Below are 25420 nucleotides of genomic sequence, written 5' to 3'. Positions count from 1 at the left end.
ATGTCGATCGCCATTCGCAAGACGCTGCTGACAGTGGAAAAGACCTTTATCGAGGGCGGCAAAGAAGCTCCCACGCCACTGACGCTCTATGCCGCGATGGCCGTCGTCACCAATCCCTGGGCGGGCCGCGGCTTTGTCGAAGACCTGAAGCCGGAGATCCACGCCGCTGCCCCGGTCCTCGGCAAGCTGTTGACATCAATGATCCTGGATGCGGTCGGCTCGGGCGAAGCTGTGGAGGCCTACGGCAAGGCCGCGGTGGTTGGCCTGTCCGGCGAAATCGAGCACGCCTCGGCACTGATCCACACGCTGCGCTTCGGAAATCACTACCGCGAGGCCGTTGGCGCCAAGTCCTATCTGGCATTCTGCAACACCCGTGGCCCAGCCAATGCGCCCGTCATGATCCCGCTGATGGACAAGAACGACGAGGGCCGTCGCTCGCATTATCTCACCATCCAGACGGCAATTTCCGATGCGCCCGCCGCCGACGAGATCGTTATCGCGCTCGGCGCCTCGGTCGGCGGCCGCCCACATCATCGCATCGGCAATCGCTACCAGGACCTCAAGGAACTCGGCCACAATGTCGACAATCCCGCAGCGGTCTAAGACCCGTCGAGGCAGCGCCTACATCGAGACCGGCTCTGGCGAACCGCTCGTGCTGATCCACGGCGTCGGCATGCGGCTGGAAGCCTGGGCGCCGCAGATTGCGGCACTGCAAGAAACACACCGCGTGATCGCGGTCGACATGCCCGGCCACGGCGCCAGCGAACGGATCCCATCCTCCTCCACGCTCGCTGATTTTGTCGCCTGGTTCGGTGCTTTCCTGGATGAACTCGAGATCGAGCATGCCAATGTGGCCGGGCATTCGATGGGCGCCCTGATCGCAGGTGGTGCTGCGGCAACATTTAGCAACACCATCCGTCGGGCAGCTCTCCTCAACGCTGTCTACAAGCGTGACCCTGCCGCCCGTGATGCGGTGATGCAGCGGGCGGCCCAGATCGAGAAGGGCGAAATGGACCCGACGGGACCGCTCAAGCGCTGGTTCTCCGAAGACGAGGCTGACGGCGAAGCCTATAGATTGACGGATTCCTGGCTCAGCCAAGTGGATCCGCAGGGCTATGCGACTGCCTATTCCGCGTTTGCCGGCGGTGACGCCACCTATGCCGACGCGTGGCCGCGGATTTCTTGCCCTGCCCTTTTCCTCACGGGAGAGGACGACCCGAATTCTACGGCTGAGATGACCGTCGCGATGGCAAAGGCGGCGCAACATGGCGTGGCCAAGGTCATTGCCGGCCACCGTCACATGGTCAACCTGACCGCCCCCAACGCGGTCAACGAAGTCCTTTCACAATGGCTTGCCAGGGAGGTGGTGCCATCATGAACGCGATGATCGATCCGAGAAACTTGCGAGATGCATTCGGTGCTTTCCTGACCGGCGTGACCGTGGTTACGACCAACAGCATCGAAAACGGCCCGGTCGGCTTCACCGCCAACTCCTTTGCCAGCGTCTCGCTCGATCCGCCATTGCTGCTGGTCTGTCTTGCTCGCACATCGCGCAATTTCGAGAATTTCACCAAGGCCGGTGGCTTTGCCATCAACATCCTGGCGGAACATCAGAAGGACATTTCCAACACCTTCGCCCGGCCCTCCGAAGATCGCTTCGCCAATCTGACCTGGAGGAACGGACCGCACGGCTCGCCGGTATTTGCAGATGTGGCGGCCTGGTTCGATTGCTCCACCCACAGTGTTGTCGACGGTGGCGACCATGTGATCCTGATCGGTAAGATCGAAGCTTTCGAAAACAACAAGGCCAACGGCCTGGGTTATGCACGCGGCGGCTATTTCACCCCCGCCCTTGCACAAAGGGCGTTGTCGGCAGCGGCATCCGATCTGCCGCTTGTGGTCAGCGCAGTCGCCGAGCAGGATGGCAAGGTGCTGTTGGTCCGTGACGCATCAGGCAAACTGACGCTACCCTCCTGCCCTTTGCTGGCTGGAGAGGGTCCCGATGTTCTTCAGTCCTATCTCTCCGAAGTCGCCGGATTGCCCGCATCGGTGGGCTTTATCTACTCGGTCTACGAGGATCGCGGCAATGGCACGCAGCACATCGTCTATCGCTCGACGCTGGGGCAAGGCGATGTTGTCGGCGGGCAGCTCTTCGCACTCGATGCCTTGCCGATGGAAGAAATTGCAAAGCCTGCCATCCTTGACGTGCTGAAGCGCTATGCGACCGAGAGTGTGCTCGGTAACTTCGGCGTCTACGTTGGCAACGAACATACCGGCAAGGTCCATCCTCTTGCCAGAAAGGCCTGACCCATGAAGTTCTCGCTGTTTGTCCATATGGAGCGGCTGACCGCGGAGCAGACACACGCGAGCCTCTATCACGAGTTCCTCGAACTCTGCAAGATCGCCGATCGTGGAGGCATGCATGCCATCTGGACGGGCGAGCATCACGGCATGGATTTCACCATCGCCCCCAATCCATTCATCAATCTCGCCGACCTTGCCGGCCGCATCAAGCAGGCTCGCCTCGGCACCGGCACGATCGTTGCGCCCTTCTGGAACCCTATCAAGCTGGCGGGCGAAGCCGCGATGACGGATATCATCACCGATGGACGGCTCGACATCGGGATTGCGCGCGGCGCCTATAACTTCGAATACCAGCGCCTGTCGCCCGGCCTCGACGCGTGGCATGCCGGCCAGCGGATGCGCGAGATGATCCCGGCGATCAAGGGTCTCTGGGCTGGCGACTATGCCCATGAGGGCGAATACTGGAATTTCCCCTCGACCACGTCGGCCCCCAAGCCGCTACAGCAGCCGCATCCGCCGATCTGGGTGGCGGCACGCGACCCCAACAGCCATGAATTCGCTGTCGCCAATGGCTGCAACGTACAGGTGACCCCGCTCTGGTTCGGCGACGAGGAAGTCGAAAGCCTGATGGGCCGCTTCAACGATGCCTGCGCCAAGTATCCGGAGACGCCGCGCCCGAAGATCATGGTTTTGCGCCACACCTATGTCGGCACTACGGAAGCCGATATCGAACAGGCGGCCCGCGAGATCAGCGTCTACTACAATTACTTCGGCGCCTGGTTCAAGAACGAGAAACCGATCACGCAAGGGCTGATCGAGCGCCTCACCGAAGAGGAAATGGCTGCCAATGCCATGTATGCGCCTGACGCCATGCGAAAGAACAACATCGTCGGCACGCCAGACGAGGTGATTGAGCGCGTCCGGAAGTACGAGGCGCTCGGCTACGACGAATATTCCTTCTGGATCGACACCGGCATGAGCTTCGAGCGCAAGAAAGCGTCGCTCGAACGCTTCATCGCTGACGTCATGCCGGCATTCGGGAGCTGATCACATGAGGCAATTCCAGCACTATATCGACAGCGCATTCGAGGATGGCGAGGCCCGTTTCCGGAGCGTGGATCCTGCAACGGGCGCGCCATGGGCGGAAATGCCGGAGGCCCGCGAAGCCGATGTGAACCGCGCGGTCGAGGCAGCCTATCGCGCGCTCCACAAGGGTCCGTGGCCTGCAATGACGGCAACCGCACGCGGCAAACTGCTCTACAAACTGGCGGATCTGGTGGCCGAAAACGCCCAGAAACTCGCCGAGATCGAAACCCGGGATACAGGCAAGATCATCCGCGAAACCTCCGCTCAGATCGCCTATGTCGCCGACTACTACCGCTATTATGCCGGCCTCGCCGACAAGATCGAAGGTGCGCACCTTTCGATCGACAAGCCCGACATGGACGTCTGGCTGCGCCGCGAGCCGATCGGCGTTGTCGCCGCGATCGTACCATGGAACAGCCAACTGTTTCTCGCAGCCGTCAAGATCGGCCCGGCGCTGGCGGCTGGTTGCACGCTGGTGGTCAAGGCATCGGAAGACGGCCCTGCTCCGCTGCTCGAGTTTGCACGCCTGATCCACGAGGCAGGCTTTCCGGCCGGTGTCGTCAATATCATCACCGGCTTCGGGGCCACCTGCGGCGCGACGCTGACCAAACATTCGAAGATCGCCCATGTCGCCTTCACAGGCGGCCCGGCGACGGCACGGCAGGTCGTGCGCAACTCGGCTGAAAATCTCGCCAGCACGTCGCTCGAACTCGGGGGTAAGTCACCCTTCATCGTCTTTGCCGACGCCGACCTCGAAAGTGCCGCCAATGCCCAGGTCGCCGGCATTTTCGCAGCCACCGGCCAAAGCTGCGTTGCCGGCTCCCGCCTGATCGTCGAAGCGTCGGTCAAGGATCGCTTCCTCGCTATCCTCAAGGCGAAGGCGGAAGCCGTGGCCATCGGCTCGCCGCTGGATCGCGCGACCGAGGTCGGGCCGCTGTGTACCGACCGCCAGCGCAAGCTGATCGAAACGGTCGTCGCGGACTCCGTCAGTGCAGGCGCGAAACTGATAACCGGCGGCAAGGCGCTCGATCGCGCCGGCTTCTATTACCCGCCGACCATCCTCGACTGCACCGGTGTCACCTCGCCTTCAGTGGAGACCGAACTGTTTGGTCCGGTGCTCTCGGTACTGACCTTCGAGACCGAGGAACAGGCGCTCGAACTCGCCAATGACACGCCCTTCGGACTGGCGTCCGGGCTGTTCACCCAGAACCTGACCCGCGCCCACCGCATGATCAAGCGCATCCATGCCGGCGTGGTCTGGGTCAACACCTACCGCGCCGTCTCGCCGATCGCGCCGTTCGGTGGCTATGGTCAGTCCGGGCAAGGTCGCGAAGGCGGGCTCGCCGCAGCACTCGACTACACCAAGACCAAGACGGTGTGGCTCAGGACATCGGACGACCCGATCCCCGACCCTTTCGTGATGCGGTGATGGCGATGTTCTACGAGATCCGCACCTACAGGCTCAAGAATGGCGCGATCCCTGAATATCTGCGCGTCGTCGAGGACGAAGGCATAGAGATCCAGAAAAGGCATCTCGGGACGCTGGTTGGATATTTCTCGTCCGAAATTGGTCCGATCAACGAAATCGTCCACATCTGGGCCTTCAAGAGCCTGGATGACCGCGCCGAACGCCGCGCCCGACTGATGGCGGATGCGCGTTGGCAGGCCTTCCTGCCGAAGATTCGCGATCTCATCGAGGTCGCTGAAAACAAGATCATGAAACCGGCAGCCTTCTCCCCGACCCATGGGTGATCTCTGCCTTTGAAATGATGCCAAACAAAAACAAGGAGAACGGGAACATGCGTAAATTCATTCTGACGGCGGTCGCATCGGTGACCATTGGCATGAGCGGTTCGGCAAGCGCTGCCGACCTGGTCTTTTCGAGCTGGGGCGGAACGACACAGGATGCCCAGAAGGCTTCCTGGGCCGAGGCTTTCACCAAGGCCACGGGCATCAACGTGCTCCAGGACGGCCCCACCGACTACGGCAAGATCAAAGCCATGGTGGATGCAGGCTCAACCACGTGGGATGTGGTCGACGTCGAAGGCGATTATGCTGTGCAGGCGGGCCAGGCCGGGTTGCTCGAAAAGCTCGATTTCTCCGTCATAGACAAGGACAAGCTCGATCCGCGCTTCGTCACCGACTACTCCGTCGGCAGCTTCTACTATTCCTTCGTCATCGGCTGCAACAAGGATGCCGCGGCGGCATGCCCGAAGACCTGGGCCGACCTGTTCGACACTGCAAAATTTCCGGGTAAGCGCGCCTTCTACAAGTGGTCGGCGCCGGGCGTCATAGAGGCGGCCTTGCTGGCTGACGGCGTGCCTGCCGACAAGCTCTATCCGCTCGATCTCGACCGTGCCTTCAAGAAGCTCGACACGATCAAATCAGACATCATCTGGTGGACAGGTGGCGCCCAGTCGCAGCAGTTGCTGGCTTCTGCCGAAACACCCTTCGGTTCATTCTGGAACGGCCGCCTGACCGCACTGACCGATACCGGCGTCAATGTCGAAACCTCGTGGGATCAGAACATCACAGCCGCCGATGCACTCGTCGTCCCCAAGGGTACGAAGAACAAGGAAGCGGCGATGAAGTTCATCGCCCAGGCCACTGGTGCCGTCGAGCAGGCGAGCTTCGCCATGGCGACCGGCTATGCGCCGATCAATCTGGAATCCGATACCATCCTCGATGAGAAGGCCCGCAACGCCCTGCCGGACAAGCAGTCTGCCAGCCAGGTCAACGCCGACATGACCTACTGGGCCGCCAATCGCGACGCCATCGGCGAGCGCTGGTATGCCTGGCAGGCAAAGTAACATTTGCACAAACATCCCGGCCGGCCAAACCCCGCCGGGATGCTCCATATCTCTCGACTACACCACGAGTTAACGACCTTGACCGACACGGCAATCGCATCTCCATACGCCACACGGCGCCCCAACGGCTTTGCCAACGCACTGCCGGCGCTGCTGCTTATTGCGCTGTTCTTCGTCGTGCCGGTCGTCTCGCTTCTGATGAGAAGTGTCATGGAGCCGCAGCCCGGCTTGCAGAATTATGCGGCGCTGCTGGGATCGTCGACCTACCTGAAGATTTTCCTCAACACATTCCTGGTCGCAGGCGTCGTCACCCTGCTCTCCGTGGTCATCGGCTTTCCGGTCGCCTGGACATTGGCGATCATGCCGGCCTTCTGGTCGAAGATCGTCTTTGCCATCATCCTGCTGTCGATGTGGACTAACCTCCTGGCCCGCACCTATGCATGGATGGTGCTTCTCCAGCGGACCGGCGTCATCAACAAGACTCTGATGGGACTGGGCCTGATCGACCAGCCGCTTGTCATGGTCAACAACCTTTTCGGCGTCACGGTCGGCATGACCTACATCATGCTGCCCTTCATCATACTTCCGCTGACCGGCGTGATCCGCGCTATCGATCCTGCCATATTGCAAGCCGCTGCCCTCTGCGGCGCCACTCGTTGGCAGGCACTCTGGCGCGTGCTGATCCCGCTGGCGCTGCCCGGCATGGCATCCGGCGGGCTGATGGTGTTTGTCATGTCGCTCGGCTACTTCGTCACGCCGGCGCTGCTCGGCGGCACGTCCAACATGATGCTCGCCGAGATGATCGCGCAGTTTGTCCAGTCGCTCGTCAACTGGGGTATGGGTGGCGCCGCAGCGTTCCTCCTGCTGGTCATCACCCTTTCACTCTACGCGTTGCAGCTGAGGCTGTTCGGCGCGAGAAAGCTGGGATAGTGCCATGCTGCTTGACTTCAATCGTCTCGGTGCGTGGAAATGGATCTTGGTTGGCGTGACCACGCTGGTGGCGATCTTCCTGCTGATGCCCATCGTCTTCATCGCTGCCCTTTCCTTCGGCTCGTCACAGTGGCTGATCTTTCCGCCGCCAAGCTGGACGCTGCGCTGGTACCAGGAATTGTTCGCCGATCCACGCTGGCTGGAATCAGCTCTGACGAGCGCCAAGGTGGCCGCCATCGTCACGGTCCTTTCCGTCGTCATCGGCCTGTTTGCCTCGCTGGCGCTGACGCGCGGCACGTTTCGCGGCAAGGAGACGCTGCGCGCGCTGTTCCTGACGCCGATGATCCTGCCGGTGGTCGTGCTCGCCGTCGGCCTCTACGCCTTCTTCCTCAAGATCGGCCTGAACGGCACGCTTACCGGCTTCGTCATCGCCCATCTCGTCATCGCCTTGCCCTTCTCGATTATTTCGATCGGCAATGCGCTTGAAGGCTTCGACAAGTCGATCGAGGACGCCGCCGTGCTGTGTGGCGCAAGTCCGTGGGAGGCGCGCCTGCGCGTGACGCTCCCGGCGATCAAGCACGGATTGTTCGCCGCCGCGATCTTCTCCTTCCTCGTCTCCTGGGACGAAGTCGTGCTGGCGATTTTCATGGCCAGCCCGACGCTGCAGACCCTGCCCGTCAAGATATGGGCGACACTCAGGCAGGACCTGACGCCCGTCGTGGCTGCGGCCTCCACCCTTCTCGTTCTTTTCACCATCGTGTTGATGCTGCTGGTCGCACTGGTGCGCAAAGGATTCAAGCAATGAACAAACCATTCCTGCAGATCCAGGGTATCCGCAAGCAATATGGCCCCGTGACCGCCGTCAGCGACGTGACCCTCGATGTTCGGCAAGGCGAGTTCCTGACCTTTCTCGGTCCATCTGGCTCGGGCAAGTCAACGACACTCTACATTCTCGCCGGTTTTCAAGATCCGACCGCGGGCGACATTCTGCTCGAAGGCAAGAGCCTGCTTTCCACACCTTCGCACAAGCGCAACATCGGCATGGTGTTCCAGCGCTACACGCTGTTTCCACACCTCTCGGTCGGCGAGAACGTCGCCTTCCCTCTTCGCGTCCGTCGTGAACCAAAGGCGGAAATCACGGCAAAAGTCCGCGAGGCGTTGCGGCTCGTTCGGCTTGAAGGCTATGAAGACCGGATGCCAACGCATATGTCCGGCGGTCAGCAGCAGCGTGTGGCATTGGCCCGGGCACTGGTCTACAATCCCCCTGTCCTGCTGATGGACGAGCCGCTCTCGGCGCTCGACAAGAAGCTGCGCGAGGAAATCCAGTACGAAATCCGCCGCATCCACCAGGAGACATCGGTGACGATCCTCTATGTCACCCACGACCAGGAGGAGGCGCTGCGGCTTTCCGACCGGATCGCCGTGTTCAGCAAGGGGGTCATCGACCAGATCGGCACAGGCCCCGAGCTCTACGCAAATCCGGCGACCCGCTTCGTGGCGGAGTTCATCGGCGACAGCAATTTTCTCGATGGCGAGATCATTTCCGTCGATGGCAAGCTCGCCGAGTTGAAGCTTGCGAATGGTGAATTGTTCAGCGGTATTCCCATTCACGGAAAAGCGGGCACTGGAGCACATGTATCGCTGATGCTGCGGCCGGAACGCATCGACCTTGCCCGCTCATCGCAGAACGATCGGCCGGCACTGTCGGGCAAGGTCAAGGACATCACTTTCCTTGGCAACAACACGCATGTGCTGGTCGAGGGAGCGGGACAGACTGCCCTTGCCGTGCGGGTTCCCTTCGGCAATCCCGAGCTTCAGGGATTGGCGAAGGGAGACGATGTCCTGTTGCGCTGGAAGGCAGAAACGGCACATGCCTTCTGCCGCTGACGTGCGCTAGCTTGCAACAAAACACCTCACGTCTCGTTCAAACGCCATCCCGCCAGAAGTTTGACCAGCCAATCGACGAAAACTCTAACCTTGTTGCTCAAGTGCCGGTTTGATGGATAGACGATGTACAAGGGTATCGGTTCGACATTCCACTTCGATAACACCTGCACCAGTTGGCCGCTGGCCAGTTCATCGGGAACCATGAAGCGGGGGAGTTGGGCGATGCCGAGGCCTGCACGTGCCGCGGCCACGTAGCTCCGGGCGTCGTTGACCGAGACGATATAGCGGCCGGAAGTCTCGATTGCCTGGCCATCCCTACTAAATTCGAACGGCAATGTCCTGTTGGTTTGGGCGCGGAAATAGTTCACGCAATAATGGTTTGTCTCGAGTTCCTCAGGAGATGCTGGCACACCGAATTTCTCGACATAGGTTGGCGAAACGCAGGTGATCAGGCCAACTTCGGAAACGCGTCGCGCGATCAGCGATTGGTCGCCGGGTGGTCCGCCGCGGAGCGCGCAGTCGACGTTTTCGGCCAGGTAGTCGACGGTACGGTCGCCGACCCCAAGGTCTATGCGGATATCGGGGAATTTCGTGTAGAAATCGCAGAGCGCCGGGATGACGATCCAGTCCGCGAATGCGCCCGCCATCTCGACCCTCAGCCGTCCGCTCGGATTGCTCTGCGAGTTGGAGAGGCTACCGTCGAGTTCCTCGACTTCGGACACGATGCGGGCTGCTCGCTCGTAGTAAAGGGCGCCGTCGGTGGTCACCACCACCCGCCGGGTCGTACGGTTGAGGAGCTGGGTGTGGAGATGTGCCTCGAGGCCCTGGATGAGATTGGTCACGGTCGCCTTGGGCATGCGAAGCGCGTCGGCGGCGCGTGTGAAGTTGCCCGTTTCAACGACGCGTATGAAGGCGCGCATGGCCGAAAGCTGGTCCATCGAAAATCACCCTGATTGCCGCAGTGCGGTATTGTTCGAAATTTCGAATAGTGTGATCGTATTTGGCTATCTTGTTCCGCCATGTGAACAACAATATGTTTTTCTCAGAGATTGCAAGCATTCTCGGCATGAGATGTGCTAATCGAGATATATGGACGCGAAGACGATGTCGGTAGAAGTGAAAGACATGATGCTGGATAAGGTGGCCATCGGCCCCGTATCCGCACGCGTCTATCAGGGCGCCGATTTTGGCAAGGGTCCGCCGATTGTGCTGTTCTTCGGTGGTGGCGCGTTTTTGGACGAGGGTCTGCGCGATTGCCCAGTGGCCGAGTGTCTGGCGAGCATCGGTGCGATCGTCGTGGTGCCTGACTATATCGCGCCGCTTGGCAATGCGTTCCCGAAACCGCTGGAAGTCGGGTTTTCGATTTTCTCATACCTTGCCAACAAGCGCGCAGGTCTTGGCGATCGCAAGTCGCTGTTGCTGGTTGGCGGCGAGGAGGCTGGTGGCAATGTTGCCGCAGCCGTGGCTCTGAAGGCGCGGGATCACTTTGCCAAGGAGCTTGATGGGCAAGTCCTGCTTTCGCCGCTGGTGGACCCATTCATGGGCGCGGCCTCGATGCGCGAGGCAGATGCAATCGGCATGCGTGAGCGCTGGGCCGACGGCTGGAGCCGCTATCTGAGCGCCGGCGTTTGCCACCCTTATGCCGCGCCGTGCCTCTGTTCGCGTGTCGCCGGTTTGGCCCCGACGCTGCTACTGACAGCAACTGACGATCCATTGCGCGATGAAGCGCTCGGCTATGCAGATCGCCTGCAACAGGCAGGCAACAAGGTTCGTCAACATGTCCTTCCCGCTGGGACAGGTTGGCCTTCGATTTATGGCGGGAAATCCGAGCATGCTCCGACGTGGCAAGACAGCGTTCGCTCCCAGTTCGCAAGCTTCGTCGGTGAAATCGGCATTCAGTAATTTGCATTGAAACAAGATTGATCATGCGCGTCCGCTTGGGACCGCAAGGAGATAGAACAATGACATCGAAAAGCAAACGCTGGGCCCTGCTGGGCGCCGGCCTGGGATTGGCTGCGTCTTTTGGTGCTGTGGCGATGTTCGTGGACCTGCCGACAAAAGCGGTCGCTGCGGCATCCGCGGCACCGGCAGCGGCACCCGCAATACCGGTGACGGTGGCCATGGTCACCAGCCGAAACATCACGACCTGGGAAGAATTTTCCGGGCGCCTCGAAGCGGTCGACAGGGTGCAGATACGGTCGCGCGTCGCCGGAGCCATCCAGGCCGTCAGTTTCCGCGAAGGTGCGCTGGTGAAGGCGGGCGACCTGTTGTTCACCATCGACCCGCAACCCTATCAGGCGGCCGTCGCCCAAGCAGAGGGTCAGCTCGCTTCCGCCAAAGCCAAGGTCAGTCTTGCCCAGCTGGAGCTGGACCGAGGCCTGAAGCTTTCCCAAAGCAACGCGATCTCCCAAAGCGACATGGATCAGCGGCAGAATGCCTTCACCGAGGCTGAGGCCGGCCTGCGCACCGCAGAGGCTGCCCTGCAGACGGTCAAGCTCGATCTCGGTTATACCCAGGTCCGCGCGCCTGTCGCCGGGCGGGTGGGCAAGGTGGAAATCACGGTCGGTAACCTCGTTGCTGCCGGCTCGACCTCGCCGGCACTGACGACGCTCGTGTCGGTCGACCCGATTTATGCCAGCTTCAGCGCGAGCGAGGAGATGGTGACCACGGCACTCGCGCAGCTTCCGGCTTCCACTAGCGCGACACCGGCCCTCGATCAAATTCCGGTCGAGATCGGTACGATTGCCGATAGCGGCACACCGATCAAGGGCAAGCTGCAGTTGATCGACAACCAGGTCGATGCGGCCAGCGGCACGATCGGCGTCCGCGCCGTGTTCGATAATCCGGGCGGCAGGCTGATCCCCGGCCAATTCGTCAAGGTCCGCATGGGCCAGCCGAAGGCAGAGGACAAGATCCTCGTCAGCGAGCGTGCGATCGGCACCGATCAGGACAAGAAGTTCGTCTTCGTGGTCGACGCCGAGAACAAGGTCGTCTACCGGCCGGTCCAGCTTGGGACGACCGCTGAAGGACAGCGCGTGGTCGAAGGCGGCCTGAAGGTCGGCGACAAGATCGTCGTCAACGGCCTGCAGCGCATCCGTCCCGGTGCGGTCGTCGCACCGCAACTGGAAGAGAAAGTCGCAGCCGCGCAGTAAGCAGCTGCATAGGCCTCCTCCCTTCCTCCAGGGGGAGGAGGCCTTGATAACCGAGACATGACCTGACCCACCGGCGGCATCCCAACCGCCGGAGAGGGTCTTTGCATCCCAATTTCATGCCGAAGAGGGCCTTGAAATGAATATTTCCAGATTCTTTATCGACCGCCCGGTGTTTGCCGGAGTTCTATCGGTCGTCATCGTGGTCGCCGGCCTGATCGGTATGCGATCGCTGCCGATTTCCGAGTACCCTGACGTCGTGCCCCCATCGATCGTCGTGCGCGCCGCCTATCCCGGCGCCAATCCGAAGGTGATTGCCGAGACCGTGGCGACGCCGCTCGAAGAGCAGATCAACGGCGTCGAGGGCATGCTCTACATGTCCAGCCAGGCGACGTCCGACGGAGTGATGACGCTGACCGTCACCTTCAAGCTCGGCACCGACCCTGACCAGGCGCAACAGCTTGTTCAGAACCGGGTCTCGCAGGCCGAACCACGCCTGCCGGAAGAGGTGAAGAATATCGGTGTCACCACGGTCAAGAGTTCGCCAGACCTGATGATGGTCGTCAACTTGACCTCGCCTGATAACCGCTACGACATTACCTATCTGCGCAACTACGGCGTCCTCAACATCAAGGACCGGCTGGCGCGCATCCAGGGGGTGGGCCAGGTGCAGGTCTTCGGCTCGGGCGATTATTCGATGCGCGTCTGGATCGATCCGCAGAAGGCGGCCGAGCATGGCCTTGCCGCAAGCGACATCACCAATGCCATCCGCCAGCAGAACGTTCAGGCCGCAGCCGGCATCATCGGCGCCTCGCCGAGCCTGCCGGGCGTTGACGTGCAGCTGAACGTCAATGCGCAGGGCCGCCTGCAGACGCCGGAGGAATTCGGCAACATCATCGTCAAGAGCGGCGCCGAGGGCGAGATCACCCGCCTGCGCGACGTTGCCCGCGTCGAGCTCGGTGCCGCCGACTATTCGCTTCGGTCGCTGCTCGACGGCAAAGCCGCAGTGGCAATTCCGGTTTTCCAGGCACCCGGCTCCAACGCCATCACCATCTCGGACGAGGTCGTCAAGACCATGAACGAGCTGCAACTGGCCATGCCCGAAGGCGTGAAATACGAGATCGTCTACGACACCACCAAGTTCGTCCGGTCCTCGATCGAAAAGGTCGTGGATACGCTGCTGGAAGCCATCGCGCTCGTCGTGCTCGTTGTCATTCTGTTCCTGCAGACGTGGCGGGCGTCGATCATTCCGCTGATCGCCGTGCCCGTATCGATCATTGGCACGTTCGGGGTGATGTATGCGTTTGGCTTCTCGATCAATGCGCTCAGTCTGTTCGGGCTGGTGCTGGCGATCGGCATCGTCGTCGATGACGCGATCGTCGTCGTCGAAAATGTCGAGCGCAATATCGAGAACGGGCTGTCTCCGCGGCAGGCGACCTATCGTGCCATGAAGGAAGTGTCCGGCCCGATCGTTGCGATCGCACTGGTGCTGGTTGCCGTTTTCGTGCCGCTGGCCTTTATCACCGGTCTCTCCGGCCAGTTCTATCGACAGTTCGCGCTGACGATCGCGATTTCGACCGTCATCTCCGCCATTAACTCGCTTACCCTGTCCCCGGCTTTGGCAGCGCTGCTGCTGAAGGACCATCATACGCCGAAGGATTGGCTGACGCGGGGCATGGACTTCGTCTTCGGCTGGTTCTTCCGTGGCTTCAACCGCGCCTTCGGCGCCAGCTCCAACGCCTACGGAAAGAGCGTCGGCGGGCTGCTGTCGCGCAAGAGCATCGTCATGGTGATCTACCTGGCGCTGGCCGGCGCCACTTACGGCGTGTTCAACACGGTGCCGGGCGGTTTCGTGCCGGCGCAGGACAAGCAATATCTGATCGGTTTTGCGCAGCTGCCGGATGCGGCCACGCTGGACCGGACCGAGGATGTCATCAAGCGCATGAGCGACATCGCGCTGGCTGAACCAGGCGTCGAGCATGCCATCGCATTCCCCGGCCTGTCGATCAACGGTTTTACCAACTCGTCGAATGCCGGCATCGTCTTCGTGACGCTGAAGGACTTCGACGAGCGCCGGACGCCGGATCTCTCCGGTGGCGCGATCGCCATGAAGCTGAACCAGAAGTTCGGCGCCATCCAGGATGCCTTTATCGCCATGTTCCCGCCGCCGCCCGTCCAGGGTCTCGGGACCACTGGCGGCTTCAAATTGCAGCTCGAAGACCGCGCCGGTCTCGGCTATCAGGCGCTTGACGAGGCCAACAAGGCATTCCTTGCCAAGGCCTATCAGACGCCGGAACTGGCAGGGCTGTTCTCCAGCTATCAGATCAACGTGCCGCAGCTCTATGCCGACCTCGATCGCGCCAAGGCCGAACAACTCGGCGTCTCGGTGACCGATGTGTTCGAGACGTTGCAGATCTATCTGGGCTCGCTCTATGTCAACGACTTCAATGCCTTCGGTCGCACCTACAGCGTCCGGGTGCAAGCCGACGCCAAGTTCCGCGCCACGGCGGATGACATCGGCCAGTTGAAAGTTCGCTCGGCATCGGGCCAGATGATCCCGCTGTCGGCCCTGCTGAAGGTCGATGCCACGACCGGTCCGGAGCGCACCAACCGCTACAACGGCTTCCTTGCCGCCGATATCAATGGCGGTCCGGCGCCGGGTTTCTCCTCCGGCCAAGCCCAGGCAGCCGTCGAAAGGATCGCAGCCGAGGTGCTACCAAAGGGCATCGGCTACGAATGGACGGATCTGACCTATCAGCAGATCCTTGCCGGAAGCTCGGGCATGCTGGTGTTCCCGCTGGCTCTGCTGCTGGTCTACCTCGTGCTGGCTGCCCAGTATGAAAGCCTGACGCTGCCGCTGGCGATCATCATGATCGTGCCGATGGGTGTTCTGGCGGCTCTGGCGGGCGTATGGCTGACCGGTGGAGACAACAATATCTTCACGCAGATCGGCCTGATCGTCCTTGTCGGGCTGTCGGCGAAGAACGCGATCCTGATCGTGGAGTTTGCCCGCGAGCTCGAATTCGAGGGCAGAACGCCGGTGCAGGCTGCGATTGAATCGAGCCGGCTGCGCCTGCGCCCGATCCTGATGACCTCCATGGCCTTCATCATGGGCGTCATTCCGCTGGTCATCTCGACTGGTGCGGGTGCGGAAATGCGTGCGGCGATGGGTGTCGCCGTGTTCTCCGGCATGATCGGCGTCACCTTCTTCGGCATCTTCATGACGCCGGTCTTCTATGTGTTGGCTCGCAAGCTGACGGGCAATCGCCCGCTGGTACAGCACAGCGAGGCGGCGCAAACAGGGAAGGACGCAGAAGCGATCGGCGTGGTTGCGGCACGCTAGCTGGTTGACCCAGCCCGATTGTCGCCGCTTGGATGGCGTTCCGCCGGAGTTTGGAGGGCGGCACGTCCATCTCTGCGAGCGAGCCTGCCAACTGTTCGGATCAACTCGCTCAAGCTGTCCGGCCCAAATCCACCGAGCCAAAGGCGACGGAGCGCATCGGGCAATGCGCTCCAGATGTGCTCGCTGCAACTCATTTGAGCCCGCTCATGGCAATGCCCGAGATGAACTGTTTCTGTGCCAGGAAGAATACAAGCACGATCGGGGCGATCGAGATCACCGAAGCGGCCATCATCAGCGTCCAATGGCCGGAATACTGGGTTTGGAACAGCGCCAGGCCCACCGTCAGCGTGGTCTTTTCGACATCCGACGGCAGATAAATCAGCGCCGAGAACAAGTCATTCCACGAGAACATGAAGGCGATGATGGCAAAGGCCGCCAACGCCGGCTTGGATAGCGGCAGGTAGATCGTGAAGAAAATCCGCGACAGCGAGGCACCATCGATCCGCGCCGCTTCGGCCAGTTCCAGCGGGATGGTCTGAAAATACTGGCGCATCAGGAATGTGCCGAAGGCCCCGCCCAGGAACGACGGAATGTAGAGCGGCGCCTGCGTGCCGTAGAGACCGAGATATTTGAAGATGATGAATTGCGGAATGACGGTGACTTGCGCCGGCACCATCAGCGTCAGGATAAGCAGCACGAACAGCGAGTTGCGGCCGGGAAACCGCACCACCGCGAAAATGAAGGCCGCCATCGAACAGGTCAGCAACTGGCCGAGCGTCGAGATGACGGAGATTTTCAGGCTGTTCCAGATCAACAGATGAAAGGGCATGATTTCGAACAATTTGACGTAGTTGCCAAGCGTCGGCGCACGCGGCAACAGCGTCATTTCGAACTGTTCGGCCATCGGTTTGAGGCTGGTCGACAGCAGCCAGATGAACGGCCCGACCATGGCAATCGCGCCGATCGCCAATGCCAGGAAGGCACCCCAGTCTGCGCGTCTTGAGCGGGTCATGCCTCACCCCATTTCTTTTGCAGCCGGAAATAGACGAGGGTGAGAATGAAAATCATCGCGGTCAACACCACAGCCTGCGCCGCCGCATCGCCCATCCGGAAGAAGCGGAAGCCGCTCCGATAGATCGAGAACACCAGCGTCGGCATGGTTGAATTGCCGCTGCCGCTGCGGGTAAGGACGTAGATGTAGTCAAAGGCCTGGAACGCATTGATCGTCGTCAGCACACTCTGGAAGAAGATGCTGGGCGCGAGCGCCGGAATGGTCACGTAGCGCAGCCTTTGCCAGGCGGTCGCGCCATCAAGCCGGGTGACTTCGTAGAATTCCCGCGGAATGGCCTGAAGGCCGGCCAGGAAGATGATCATGCCACCGCCGATCGCGCCCCAGACATTGACGATGACGATGGAGTAGAGCGCCATGCGCGGCCCCAGCCAGCTCACCGGCGTGACGCCAACGGCCGAAATCGCCGCATTCAGCACCCCATTGTCCGGCGCATAGATCCAGTTCCACAGCAGGCCGGTGGCTGTCGGCGAGCAGACAGCGGGCAGGAAATACATCACCCGGAACCAGCCGATGGCCCTAATCCTCCTGTTCAGCCCCATCGCCACCAGCAGCGACAGGATGACTGTCAGCGGCACATAGAGCGCCGAAAAGGCCAGCGTATTCCAAAGCGCCCTGGTGAACATGCGATCACCCGGAAGCGCCGCGTAGTTGCTGGCGCCGGCCCATTTGGGCGGCGTCAGCAGATCCCAGTCGGTAAAGCTCAGCCCGATCGTGGCGAAGATCGATCCGAAGGTCCCGAGCGCCAATCCCAGCAGGGTTGGCATCAGGAAAAGGACAACCCACCATCGTTCTGAGCCCATCGGCCGGAGCGAGCCCATGCTACTTGTTCCGCGCCAGCGCTTCGTCGCCGTTGGCGACAGCTTCGGCCAGTCCATCCGCGACCGACATTTCTCCCGACCAGACCATGTTCAGCGCATCACCCACGGCACTGGACCATTCGTCATAGCCCTTGAAGACGGGCTTCATATGCGCATAGTCGAGCGCCTTGACGTAGAGCGAATGATCGATCTTGGTCGCCTGATCGAGATAAGCCGGGCTTTCGGCGATCGACTTGCGCACCGGAATGGCCAGGCCCACCTTGGCAAGCTCGGCTTGCCCCTTGTCGCCAATGGCATATTTGACGAATTCCCAGGCCTCGTCAGGGTGCTTGCTGTCCTTGGCGATGACGAACCCTGCCGAGTTCACCGAAGTGGCGCGGCCCGCCGGTCCCTTCGGCATCGGCGCGATGTCCCATTTGAAGGTCTGCGGGGCATAATCCGGCACCGACCAATGGCCCGAAACCCCCATGGCCGAAATGCCCGCAAAGAACCCGTCGGTGCCATATTGCTGCAGCTGCAGGCTGGTCGGCAGGGATTTGTCGGTCAACCACATGTCGGAAAGGAATTGAAATGCAGCTGTCGCCTCAGGCGACGAAATCAGCGTCTTGCCGGCGTCGGCGTCAAGAACCTCGCCGCCGAAGGACCAGACCAACGCGCCCCAAAGCGGCTCCATGTCATAGGCTTCGGCCCAGAAACCCCATTGATCGGTCTTGCCGTCGCCGTTCTTGTCGAGCGTGAGCTTGGCAGCGGTCTTGCGCAGGTCGTCCCACGTCCAGCTGTCATTGGGATAGGCGACCTTGGCAGCGTCGAACATGTCCTTGTTGTAGTAGAGGACGATGGTCTGGAAATCGCGCGGCAGGCCGTAGTAGCCGTCGGCGGTCTCATAGGCTTTCAGCGTGATCGGGTAGACACCATGGAGCAGGCCGGGTGTCTTGTCGATAAACGGCTTGAGATTGAGCAGCACGCCGCGCGACTGCCAGTCCCGGTAAAGCGGTGCATCCATGGCGAACACATCCGGTGGCGAGCCACCCGCCATCTTGACCTTGAGTTTTTCCCAGTAGCTGTCCCAGTCGGAGACCTCAACCTTGACCTTGATGCCGGGGTGATCGGCCTCGAAAGACCGTGCGACAGCGTTCCAGGCACTGGCCTCCTGCGGGCTGCCCCAGAACTGATAGGTGATTTCGGTATCGGCGCGCGCAGCAGTGACCGAGAGCAGCACGGCAAGCAGGGTAGCGTTCAGCATTCTCATGGCAATGGTTCCCTTTTTCTGGTCCCGTGCCGCGGCCCTTTCCTCCGGACCGTGCCTGGGAGATGGATCGTTCCTTATGCTTTCCGGCGCTTCGGCTGATTATTCTTGTGCCTGAAGCTCCAAAATTCCGGTTCAGTCGATGCGGCCCCCGCTGGCTGCAGCGAAAACGTGCTGCTTGTCGGTGCGAGGCTTGAGATGAATGATGTCACCCTTGGACAGCCGGGGACGATCGGTAAACAGCGCGGTGACGGCAATGTCGTCCACCTTGCCCATGACGAAAGTGGCGTGGCCTGTGCCTTCCACCGCAGTCACCCGCAATCCGATCGCGCCTTCTGTTTCGGCAGGGACGAGATCGAGATGCTCCGGCCTCACACCCCAGACGACCGGCCCGCTGGCAGTAACCGGTAGCGGCACCGATAGCGTTGGCGAGAGGGAAATGCGGCCGTCTTGCGCTTGTCCCTTGAGCAGATTCATGGCCGGCGAGCCGATGAAGCCGGCAACGAAAACATTGGCCGGCCGGTCGTAGAGATCGAGCGGTGCACCGGCCTGTTCCAGCCGCCCTGCCCTCAGCACGACAATGCGATCGGCCATGGTCATCGCCTCGACCTGGTCGTGGGTCACGAAGATTGAGGTGGATTGCAGCCGGTCGTGCAATGCGCGGATCTCGGCGCGCATCTGCACGCGCAGCGCCGCGTCGAGATTGGACAACGGCTCGTCGAACAGGAACACGGCAGGCTGCCGCACGATCGCCCTGCCCATTGCTACACGCTGGCGCTGGCCACCCGACAATTGCTTCGGATAGCGGTCGAGATATTCGCCGAGGCCGAGAATGCCGGCCGCTTCGGCGACCCGCACATCGATCTCCGCCTTGGGCGAGCGGCGCAGTTTCAGCGAGAATCCCATGTTCTCACGCACCGTCATATGCGGGTAGAGCGCATAGTTCTGGAACACCATGGCGAGATCCCGTTCCTTGGGCTCGACGTCGTTGACGACCCTTCCAGCTATCGAGATAGTGCCGCCGCTGATGTCCTCGAGGCCAGCGACCATGCGCAGCAGCGTGGACTTTCCGCAGCCGGACGGCCCGACCAGTGCCACGAACTCGCCATCGGCGACCTCGATATCGACACCATGCATGACGGGCACGTTGCCGTAGGATTTCTTGAGATCGCGGAGTAATACCTGGGCCATGAATTTCCTCTCAGAGCATGCCGAGTGCGTTAGACAGCACTGGACCCGACTGCTCGGGGTGATGTGAAGCAAGAGTTGGCTGCAGGCTCCATCTTCTCCCCTCGGGGAGAAGATGTCCGCAGGACAGATGAGGGGGCGACGGTGTGGCATGGGAAGACGGCAATGAACGATGTGCCGTGCGGCACCCCCTCATCCGGCCCTCCGGGCCACCTTCTCCCCGCTGGGGAGAAGAGGGAGCCAGGCCATTCGCCCTGAATACAGCCGTAAAGACCATGCTCACACCTCCTTAGTGATAGGCGGGTAAGTAATTGCCGTGGGCGGCAATCAGCTTGTCGCAAAGGTCGCGGATTTCATCGAGCGACAGCTCTGCGCCAGTGTGCGGATCGAGTGCTGCGGCGTGATAGATGTGCTCGCGCTTGCCGGTCAGCGCTGCCTGCACCGTGAGTTCCTGCACATTCAGCGACATGCGCATGATGCCGGCGAGTTGCGGCGGCACCGAGCCGACCCGAACCGGCTGGATGCCGTTGCGATCGACGTGGCACGGCACTTCGACGGCAGCATTGCGCGGCAGGTTGTCGATCAGGCCATCGTTGCGGACATTGCCGTAGATCAAATAATTCGTGCCGGTAACCATGCCATGAATGATCGCAGAGGCATACTCGTTGGAACGGCAAACCTGGAGCGGCCTGCCGGCGTCTTCAAGCTCCTTGCGCAGCACATGCCAGTCGGCAATCTGCTCCTCGCAGCGGGTGATGTATTCATCGAGTGGCAGCTGGTACTGTTTGAGCAGGTCTTCGCGGCCGCGCTTGATGAACCATGGCGTATATTCGCTGAAATGGATCGAGCTTTCGGTGACGAAGTGGCCGAAATGCTTCATGGTCTCCCAGCGTACCGCCTCGTCCTTGTCGTAGGTGCCGCTTGCAGCCAGCGCGCGCAGGCGCGGATAGAGATCCTCGCGGCTGCCGTCCTTGTGGCGCTTCTCGAACTTGGTGAAGAAGGCGACATGGTTGAGACCGGCGCAACGGAAATCGACATCCGCGATATCCTCGCCCAGCGACCGTGCCAGATAGCCCGACGTTTCCTGCACGGAGTGGCACAGGCCGACATAGCGGATATCCGGAAATGCCTCTGCCATCGCCCAGGAATTCATCGCCATCGGATTGACGTAGTTCATCATCAGCGCATCCGGGCAAACGTCGCGCATGTCGCGGGCGATGTCGAAGATCACCGGAATGGTGCGCAAGGCGCGGAAAATGCCACCGACGCCCAAAGTGTCGGCGATCGTCTGCCGCAGGCCGAACTGCTTGGGAATCTCGAAGTCGACGACGGTCGCCGGCTTGTAGCCCCCGACCTGCATCATCAAGACAACGAAATCGGCATGCTTCATGGCCGCGCGTCGGTCGGTGTGGGAGGTGATCCTGAGATCTTTCAGTCCCAGCGTGTCGCCAATCCGTCGCGCCATGATCTCCGATGTCGACAGTCGTTCGGCATCGATATCCATCAGCGAAATCTCGCTGTCTGCGAGGTCAGGGTTGGACAGCACATCCGACAGGATGTTCTGGGCAAAGACGGTGCTGCCGGCACCAATAAGACTGATCTTGGCCATCGCTGGGCTCCCTCGTTATTGCAAAACGACCACTTTGCTCAGGTGGCGCGGCTGGGCGGTGTCCATGTTCTTCTGGTTGGCGACCCGCTCTCCCAGAATCTGCAGGGCGGGCAGGACTTCAAGCGCACGTGCGGCACCGGATTGCGAAAGCGGGATTGATAGGTCGCCGGGGCCGCCAAGCCCGATGACGTGCGCGCCCTTGGCCTGGACGTCGCGCGCCACCTTGCTCTCGTCTTCCAACGTCTTGGGCGAATAGAGGATAACGACGACGGATTTGTCATCGATCAGGCTGATGGGACCATGCCGGTATTCCAGGGGATGAAAGGCCTGGCTGAAGGTGATCGACATCTCTTGCAACTTGAGGCAGCCCTCGGTCGCCATGCCATAGAGTACGCCGGCACCGAGATAGACGAAGTGCGAGCGGTCCTTGATGAGGGGAACGGCCTGTTCGGCGGCGGCCAATGCAGCCTGCGCCTCGCCGACGGAGCCGAGCTTGACGCCCGCCATCCGCAATCCTGCCAGCAGCATGAGGGAGGCTGATGCGGTCATGACAATGCCCTCCTCCTTATGCGTTTCGAGATAGACGCCGGTATCGGCCGCGGCGAGGATCGTCGTGTCCGGCTCGCAGGAAATCGCGATCGTCTTCATGCCGGCTCTGGCCGAGGCCTGCACGGCCTGCACGGTTTCCGTGGTGGTGCCGGAACGCGAAATGCCGATGACGCAAATGTCGGATAGGTCGGCCAGATAATCGCCCGGCCGCACGGCCCATTCCGCCCCCGGAACGGCAATCGCCTGACGGCCATTCTGGTTGAAGGCGACGGCGATGCTTTGCGCGAGATAGAAGGATGTGCCGCAACCGACGACGACAACCGTCTTGCCCGGCACTGGGGGCAGTTCTTGGACAAGCGCCTTTTCCCAGAAGGGAAACTGTTCCTTGATGACTTTTTCGGTGAGGTTCATTGTATGCGTATCCTTTATTTGCTTGCGCCGGCCATCAGGCCTTGCACGAGGAAGCGGTTGAGGAAGATCACCAGCAGGATGGGCGGTACGATCGCCACGATCCCGGCCGCATTCATGAGGCCGTAATCCACGTAGTTGCGGGTGACGAATTCGGGGATGAGGACAGTAAGGGGTTTGGTGCTCAATGTCGGCGAAAACACCAGCGGCACCATGAACTGGCCCCAAGCGGACAGGAATGTCAGGATCGCAGTGGCCACCAGACCGGGGCCGGCAAGCGGCAGCACGATGCGAACCAGCGTGTAGAGTTTTGACGCCCCATCCAGCCATGCCGCCTCTTCCAGCGACAGTGGCATCGCTTGGTAGACGCTGCGCATCAACCAGAGTGCCAGCGGCAGGAATGCCGAGATATAGATGAGCGTCACGCCGAGATAGGTATCGACGAGACCGGCCCCGATCATGATCCGGTAAAGCGGGATCATCACCGTGTAGGCGGGAACGCCAAGCGTTGCGACGATCGCCACGAACATGATATCGCGTCCGGGAAAACGCAGGCGGACAAACGCCCATGCACCGAAGGCCGCGATGATCACCGTCAGCAACGTCGCCGCGAGCGAAGTCACGAGGCTGTTTACAAAGGCGCGCGAGAATTGCGGCCAGACCGACTGCACTTCATTGCCCTGGCTGGTCGAGGTCGAGCCGAACAGCTTGGCGTAGTGCTCGAGCGTCGCATGTTCAGGCCACAGGCGAAGCTCGTCGGTCACAAGCGCATTCGGCGGTGTGAACGAGGTGGCGAGCGACCAGTAGACCGGGCCGAGCGACCAGATCAGCAGCACCGCAACGGCGGCGTAAAATCCGAGACGGCGCATCAGTCGAACCTCGTCTCTTTGTAGACCCGAAGGACGTAGATCGCCGAGACGATCAGCGAGGCGATCATCGCCAGGATCGACAGAGCCATACCGAGCGAAAATTTCATGTTCTGGAACGCCATCATGTAGACCTGAACCATGAGGCTGCGTGTGCCGAGCGAACTGCCATTCAGGATCCAGGCTTCATCGAAAAGGTTGAACGCGAAAACTGTCGACTGGCTGAGCGCGATCGCCAGCCCGCCCGAAATCAGCGGCAGCGTAATCAGCGTGAACTGGCGCCACTTCGTCGCACCATCAAGCCTCGCGGCCTCATAGAGATTGGCGGGAATCGACTGCAACGCCGCGAGCAAGATGATCGCCGTTAGCGGCATCATCCGCCAGGCATGCACGATCGACACCAGCAGGAGACCCGTGAAGCGATCATTGAACCAGACATGATTTTCGGAAATGATCCCGACGGAGCGAAGCAGGCCGTTGAGCAGGCCGTAACTGGGATTGTAGATCCACAGCCAGATGATCGCATTGACCACCGGCGGCAGGCACCACGGCAGAATGACGGCGGCCAGCAGCCATCTTCGCCCGATCTTTGCCTTGTGCAGCACCAGCGCCGCGCCCAGCCCACCAACCGTCTCGATCGTCACCGCCAGCAGCACGTAAAGGAACGTGTTCTTCCAGCTCTCCAGCACGTTGCTGTCAAATATCAGGTTGATGTAGTTCTTCAACCCGACGAAGGGCGTACCCATCTTCATCGGCTCGATGCGGAAGAAGCTCTCGAAGAGAGTCACCATGAGCGGCAGGATGACCAGCCCGCCCATGATGAGGATGATCGGGGCGGAAAGCATCAACCCCAGCCGCGCCTCCCGCCCCAGCAGGAAGCGCTTCGAAATGAAGCCAGTGGTCATTACTGCTGCGCCTCGACAGCAGCGGCCGCGATTGCCTTGACTGCATCGTCCACGGACAGCTGCCCCTTGGCAGCGGCATTCAGATTTGTGGCGACGGCACTTGAAAACTCCGGATACCAGCCGGGCGTTCCGCCGGCAAACAATGGCTCCACCAGCGCGGCCTGTTCGATCAGAACATCGCCCTGCTTGAGCTTGCCGTCGTTGTTGAGCAGTGCCAGTACCGAAATGCGGGTCGGCAGATTGCCCAGCTTCTCATAGTTGTCGACCATTGTGTCGGGATCGAGCATCCAGTTGATGAAGGCATGCGCCGTTTCCTTGTCGGTGGCGGACACTGGAACGCCGAGCGCACCCGGCAGGCCGATAGTGCGCGAGGTACCGCTGACATTCGGAATGAGTGCCGCTGCCGCGTCCGCTGCCACCTGCGACTTCGCAGGATCGGTATAGACAGCGAGGTTGCCCGCCCAGCCGGCGACATCGAACGAGATCTTGCCGGACTTGAAAAGCTCCTGGATCTCGACGTCCTTGAGCGACGTCGAAGCCGGATCGATCAATCCATCCTTGAGTGCAGCAATTTCGAACGCCATCGCCTTGTAGCCGGCGCTGTCCGGCTCGATGAACAGCGGTTTGAAATCAGCATCGAACAAATCGCCGCCAAATGCCTTGGTGAGTAGATACCAAGCTGTAGCCGAACCCTCGGTGGCCGACAGTGGCAGGCCGATCGGATGCTCCGCGATGCCCTTTTCCTTGATCGCCTTGGCTGCGGCGAGCAATTCGTCCGGCGTCTTCGGAGCATTGGCGATCCCGGCCTTTGTCAGATGTGCCTTGTTGTAGATCAGCACGCGGAAATCGTTGTTGTAGGGTACGCCGATCAGCTTGCCGTCGAAGGTGAAGATCGTGGTGGTCGGCAGATCGGCTTTCAGCTCCTCGGACAGAATGCCCGACAGATCGTCGTACCAGCCGGCACTGCCGAACTGGCCGACCCAGGACCAATCCATTTCGGTTGCTGATGCGGGCGCCGTTTTGGCCATCATCGATGTGACGATCTTGGTTCGGATTTCGTCCCAGCCGAGCGTCTGGACATCGAGCGCACCGCCAGTCTTGGCGGTATATTTATCCGTCATTTCCTTGGGAAGCGTGACCCACGGCGGCAACAGGACAGCGAGCGCCTCGGCAGCGCGAACGCTGAACGGCTTGAGCGCGGTGCTGACCGTGAGAGCCATGGCGGCAGAAAGCAATGTACGACGTTTCAT

23 protein-coding genes are annotated in these 25420 nt (G+C 61.0%); 13 read left to right on the top strand and 10 right to left on the bottom strand.

Annotated elements, in window-relative coordinates:
- The 10 genes from ACXHRN_RS02620 to ACXHRN_RS02575 are packed head-to-tail and all read left to right on the top strand — an operon-like array spanning position 1 to position 9017.
- A complete protein-coding gene (locus tag ACXHRN_RS02620; RefSeq protein WP_488639795.1) occupies positions 1-603 on the top strand; it encodes an amino acid synthesis family protein in 603 nt (200 codons plus the stop codon).
- Entirely contained in the window at positions 530-1378 is an 849-nt protein-coding gene (locus ACXHRN_RS02615; RefSeq protein ID WP_488641809.1) for an alpha/beta fold hydrolase, read from the top strand. Before ACXHRN_RS02620 ends, ACXHRN_RS02615 begins: the two co-directional genes overlap by 74 nt.
- Positions 1375-2307 carry a flavin reductase gene (locus ACXHRN_RS02610; protein WP_488639794.1) on the top strand — a complete coding sequence of 311 codons (933 nt, stop codon included), beginning with the start codon at positions 1375-1377 and terminating at the stop codon, positions 2305-2307. Before ACXHRN_RS02615 ends, ACXHRN_RS02610 begins: the two co-directional genes overlap by 4 nt.
- Before the next feature lie 3 nt (positions 2308-2310).
- Positions 2311-3351: an LLM class flavin-dependent oxidoreductase gene (locus tag ACXHRN_RS02605; protein ID WP_488639793.1), complete on the top strand. Its 1041-nt coding sequence runs from the start codon at positions 2311-2313 to the stop codon at positions 3349-3351.
- Between the two features lie 4 nt (positions 3352-3355).
- Positions 3356-4819 (top strand): aldehyde dehydrogenase, encoded by a 1464-nt coding sequence (locus tag ACXHRN_RS02600; protein ID WP_488639792.1) that lies wholly within the window; start codon positions 3356-3358, stop codon positions 4817-4819.
- Between the two features lie 5 nt (positions 4820-4824).
- Entirely contained in the window at positions 4825-5142 is a 318-nt protein-coding gene (locus ACXHRN_RS02595; RefSeq protein WP_488641808.1) for an NIPSNAP family protein, read from the top strand.
- A gap of 47 nt (positions 5143-5189) precedes the next feature.
- A complete protein-coding gene (locus tag ACXHRN_RS02590) occupies positions 5190-6200 on the top strand; it encodes an ABC transporter substrate-binding protein (RefSeq protein ID WP_488639791.1) in 1011 nt (336 codons plus the stop codon).
- A 39-nt stretch (positions 6201-6239) separates the two neighbouring features.
- On the top strand, positions 6240-7130 hold the full coding sequence (locus tag ACXHRN_RS02585; protein WP_488639790.1) for an ABC transporter permease: 891 nt from the start codon (positions 6240-6242) through the stop codon (positions 7128-7130).
- A 4-nt stretch (positions 7131-7134) separates the two neighbouring features.
- Positions 7135-7935, top strand: a complete 801-nt coding sequence (locus ACXHRN_RS02580) for an ABC transporter permease (RefSeq protein ID WP_488639789.1) — start codon at positions 7135-7137, stop codon at positions 7933-7935.
- On the top strand, positions 7932-9017 hold the full coding sequence (locus ACXHRN_RS02575) for an ABC transporter ATP-binding protein (protein WP_488639788.1): 1086 nt from the start codon (positions 7932-7934) through the stop codon (positions 9015-9017). The genes ACXHRN_RS02580 and ACXHRN_RS02575 overlap by 4 nt, the downstream gene beginning before the upstream one ends.
- A gap of 26 nt (positions 9018-9043) precedes the next feature.
- Here the strand turns inward: ACXHRN_RS02575 and ACXHRN_RS02570 are convergent, their stop codons facing one another.
- Entirely contained in the window at positions 9044-9955 is a 912-nt protein-coding gene (locus ACXHRN_RS02570) for a LysR family transcriptional regulator (RefSeq protein WP_488639787.1), read from the bottom strand.
- A gap of 166 nt (positions 9956-10121) precedes the next feature.
- Between ACXHRN_RS02570 and ACXHRN_RS02565 the strand changes: the two genes are divergently transcribed.
- The 3 genes from ACXHRN_RS02565 (at position 10122) to ACXHRN_RS02555 (ending at position 15509) form a co-directional block, all read left to right on the top strand.
- Entirely contained in the window at positions 10122-10919 is a 798-nt protein-coding gene (locus tag ACXHRN_RS02565; RefSeq protein ID WP_488639786.1) for an alpha/beta hydrolase fold domain-containing protein, read from the top strand.
- 59 nt (positions 10920-10978) lie between these two features.
- On the top strand, positions 10979-12169 hold the full coding sequence (locus ACXHRN_RS02560) for an efflux RND transporter periplasmic adaptor subunit (protein WP_488639785.1): 1191 nt from the start codon (positions 10979-10981) through the stop codon (positions 12167-12169).
- Between the two features lie 136 nt (positions 12170-12305).
- Positions 12306-15509, top strand: a complete 3204-nt coding sequence (locus ACXHRN_RS02555; protein ID WP_488639784.1) for an efflux RND transporter permease subunit — start codon at positions 12306-12308, stop codon at positions 15507-15509.
- Between the two features lie 190 nt (positions 15510-15699).
- Here ACXHRN_RS02555 and ACXHRN_RS02550 read toward each other — a convergent pair whose 3' ends face one another.
- From ACXHRN_RS02550 to ACXHRN_RS02510, 9 genes are all read right to left on the bottom strand, one after another.
- The gene (locus ACXHRN_RS02550; RefSeq protein WP_488639783.1) at positions 15700-16521 is read right to left on the bottom strand and encodes a carbohydrate ABC transporter permease; all 822 of its coding nucleotides are present in this window, start codon (positions 16519-16521) and stop codon (positions 15700-15702) included.
- Positions 16518-17399 carry a carbohydrate ABC transporter permease gene (locus tag ACXHRN_RS02545; RefSeq protein WP_488639782.1) on the bottom strand — a complete coding sequence of 294 codons (882 nt, stop codon included), beginning with the start codon at positions 17397-17399 and terminating at the stop codon, positions 16518-16520. Before ACXHRN_RS02545 ends, ACXHRN_RS02550 begins: the two co-directional genes overlap by 4 nt.
- Position 17400: 1 nt before the next feature.
- Positions 17401-18648 carry an ABC transporter substrate-binding protein gene (locus ACXHRN_RS02540; RefSeq protein WP_488639781.1) on the bottom strand — a complete coding sequence of 416 codons (1248 nt, stop codon included), beginning with the start codon at positions 18646-18648 and terminating at the stop codon, positions 17401-17403.
- A gap of 132 nt (positions 18649-18780) precedes the next feature.
- Entirely contained in the window at positions 18781-19836 is a 1056-nt protein-coding gene (locus ACXHRN_RS02535) for an ABC transporter ATP-binding protein (protein ID WP_488639780.1), read from the bottom strand.
- A 286-nt stretch (positions 19837-20122) separates the two neighbouring features.
- The gene (melA, locus tag ACXHRN_RS02530; protein WP_488639779.1) at positions 20123-21442 is read right to left on the bottom strand and encodes an alpha-galactosidase; all 1320 of its coding nucleotides are present in this window, start codon (positions 21440-21442) and stop codon (positions 20123-20125) included.
- Positions 21443-21457: 15 nt separating this feature from the next.
- Positions 21458-22402, bottom strand: a complete 945-nt coding sequence (locus tag ACXHRN_RS02525) for an SIS domain-containing protein (RefSeq protein ID WP_488639778.1) — start codon at positions 22400-22402, stop codon at positions 21458-21460.
- A gap of 14 nt (positions 22403-22416) precedes the next feature.
- Positions 22417-23268 carry a carbohydrate ABC transporter permease gene (locus ACXHRN_RS02520; RefSeq protein WP_488639777.1) on the bottom strand — a complete coding sequence of 284 codons (852 nt, stop codon included), beginning with the start codon at positions 23266-23268 and terminating at the stop codon, positions 22417-22419.
- A complete protein-coding gene (locus tag ACXHRN_RS02515; protein ID WP_488639776.1) occupies positions 23268-24170 on the bottom strand; it encodes a carbohydrate ABC transporter permease in 903 nt (300 codons plus the stop codon). Before ACXHRN_RS02515 ends, ACXHRN_RS02520 begins: the two co-directional genes overlap by 1 nt.
- Complete coding sequence (locus ACXHRN_RS02510; protein ID WP_488639775.1) at positions 24170-25420, bottom strand: ABC transporter substrate-binding protein; 1251 nt, start codon at positions 25418-25420, stop codon at positions 24170-24172. Before ACXHRN_RS02510 ends, ACXHRN_RS02515 begins: the two co-directional genes overlap by 1 nt.

It is taken from the genome of Shinella sp. OV683 (assembly GCF_057787725.1).
The sequence above is the reverse complement of the archived record's forward strand: the minus strand, read 5'-3'. Positions and strand labels throughout refer to the sequence as shown.

Excerpts from the sequence above, each read along its gene's own strand:
- ACXHRN_RS02620 (WP_488639795.1), top strand. The coding sequence starts at position 1 with ATGTCGATCGCCATTCGCAAGACGCTGCTGACAGTGGAAAAGACCTTT.
- ACXHRN_RS02610 (WP_488639794.1), top strand. The coding sequence starts at position 1,375 with ATGAACGCGATGATCGATCCGAGAAACTTGCGAGATGCATTCGGTGCT.
- ACXHRN_RS02605 (WP_488639793.1), top strand. The coding sequence starts at position 2,311 with ATGAAGTTCTCGCTGTTTGTCCATATGGAGCGGCTGACCGCGGAGCAG.
- ACXHRN_RS02600 (WP_488639792.1), top strand. The coding sequence starts at position 3,356 with ATGAGGCAATTCCAGCACTATATCGACAGCGCATTCGAGGATGGCGAG.
- ACXHRN_RS02595 (WP_488641808.1), top strand. The coding sequence starts at position 4,825 with ATGTTCTACGAGATCCGCACCTACAGGCTCAAGAATGGCGCGATCCCT.
- ACXHRN_RS02590 (WP_488639791.1), top strand. The coding sequence starts at position 5,190 with ATGCGTAAATTCATTCTGACGGCGGTCGCATCGGTGACCATTGGCATG.
- ACXHRN_RS02585 (WP_488639790.1), top strand. The coding sequence starts at position 6,240 with ATGCTCCATATCTCTCGACTACACCACGAGTTAACGACCTTGACCGAC.
- ACXHRN_RS02580 (WP_488639789.1), top strand. The coding sequence starts at position 7,135 with ATGCTGCTTGACTTCAATCGTCTCGGTGCGTGGAAATGGATCTTGGTT.
- ACXHRN_RS02575 (WP_488639788.1), top strand. The coding sequence starts at position 7,932 with ATGAACAAACCATTCCTGCAGATCCAGGGTATCCGCAAGCAATATGGC.
- ACXHRN_RS02570 (WP_488639787.1), bottom strand. The coding sequence starts at position 9,955 with ATGGACCAGCTTTCGGCCATGCGCGCCTTCATACGCGTCGTTGAAACG.
- ACXHRN_RS02565 (WP_488639786.1), top strand. The coding sequence starts at position 10,122 with ATGTCGGTAGAAGTGAAAGACATGATGCTGGATAAGGTGGCCATCGGC.
- ACXHRN_RS02560 (WP_488639785.1), top strand. The coding sequence starts at position 10,979 with ATGACATCGAAAAGCAAACGCTGGGCCCTGCTGGGCGCCGGCCTGGGA.
- ACXHRN_RS02555 (WP_488639784.1), top strand. The coding sequence starts at position 12,306 with ATGAATATTTCCAGATTCTTTATCGACCGCCCGGTGTTTGCCGGAGTT.
- ACXHRN_RS02550 (WP_488639783.1), bottom strand. The coding sequence starts at position 16,521 with ATGACCCGCTCAAGACGCGCAGACTGGGGTGCCTTCCTGGCATTGGCG.
- ACXHRN_RS02545 (WP_488639782.1), bottom strand. The coding sequence starts at position 17,399 with ATGGGCTCGCTCCGGCCGATGGGCTCAGAACGATGGTGGGTTGTCCTT.
- ACXHRN_RS02540 (WP_488639781.1), bottom strand. The coding sequence starts at position 18,648 with ATGAGAATGCTGAACGCTACCCTGCTTGCCGTGCTGCTCTCGGTCACT.
- ACXHRN_RS02535 (WP_488639780.1), bottom strand. The coding sequence starts at position 19,836 with ATGGCCCAGGTATTACTCCGCGATCTCAAGAAATCCTACGGCAACGTG.
- melA (WP_488639779.1), bottom strand. The coding sequence starts at position 21,442 with ATGGCCAAGATCAGTCTTATTGGTGCCGGCAGCACCGTCTTTGCCCAG.
- ACXHRN_RS02525 (WP_488639778.1), bottom strand. The coding sequence starts at position 22,402 with ATGAACCTCACCGAAAAAGTCATCAAGGAACAGTTTCCCTTCTGGGAA.
- ACXHRN_RS02520 (WP_488639777.1), bottom strand. The coding sequence starts at position 23,268 with ATGCGCCGTCTCGGATTTTACGCCGCCGTTGCGGTGCTGCTGATCTGG.
- ACXHRN_RS02515 (WP_488639776.1), bottom strand. The coding sequence starts at position 24,170 with ATGACCACTGGCTTCATTTCGAAGCGCTTCCTGCTGGGGCGGGAGGCG.
- ACXHRN_RS02510 (WP_488639775.1), bottom strand. The coding sequence starts at position 25,420 with ATGAAACGTCGTACATTGCTTTCTGCCGCCATGGCTCTCACGGTCAGC.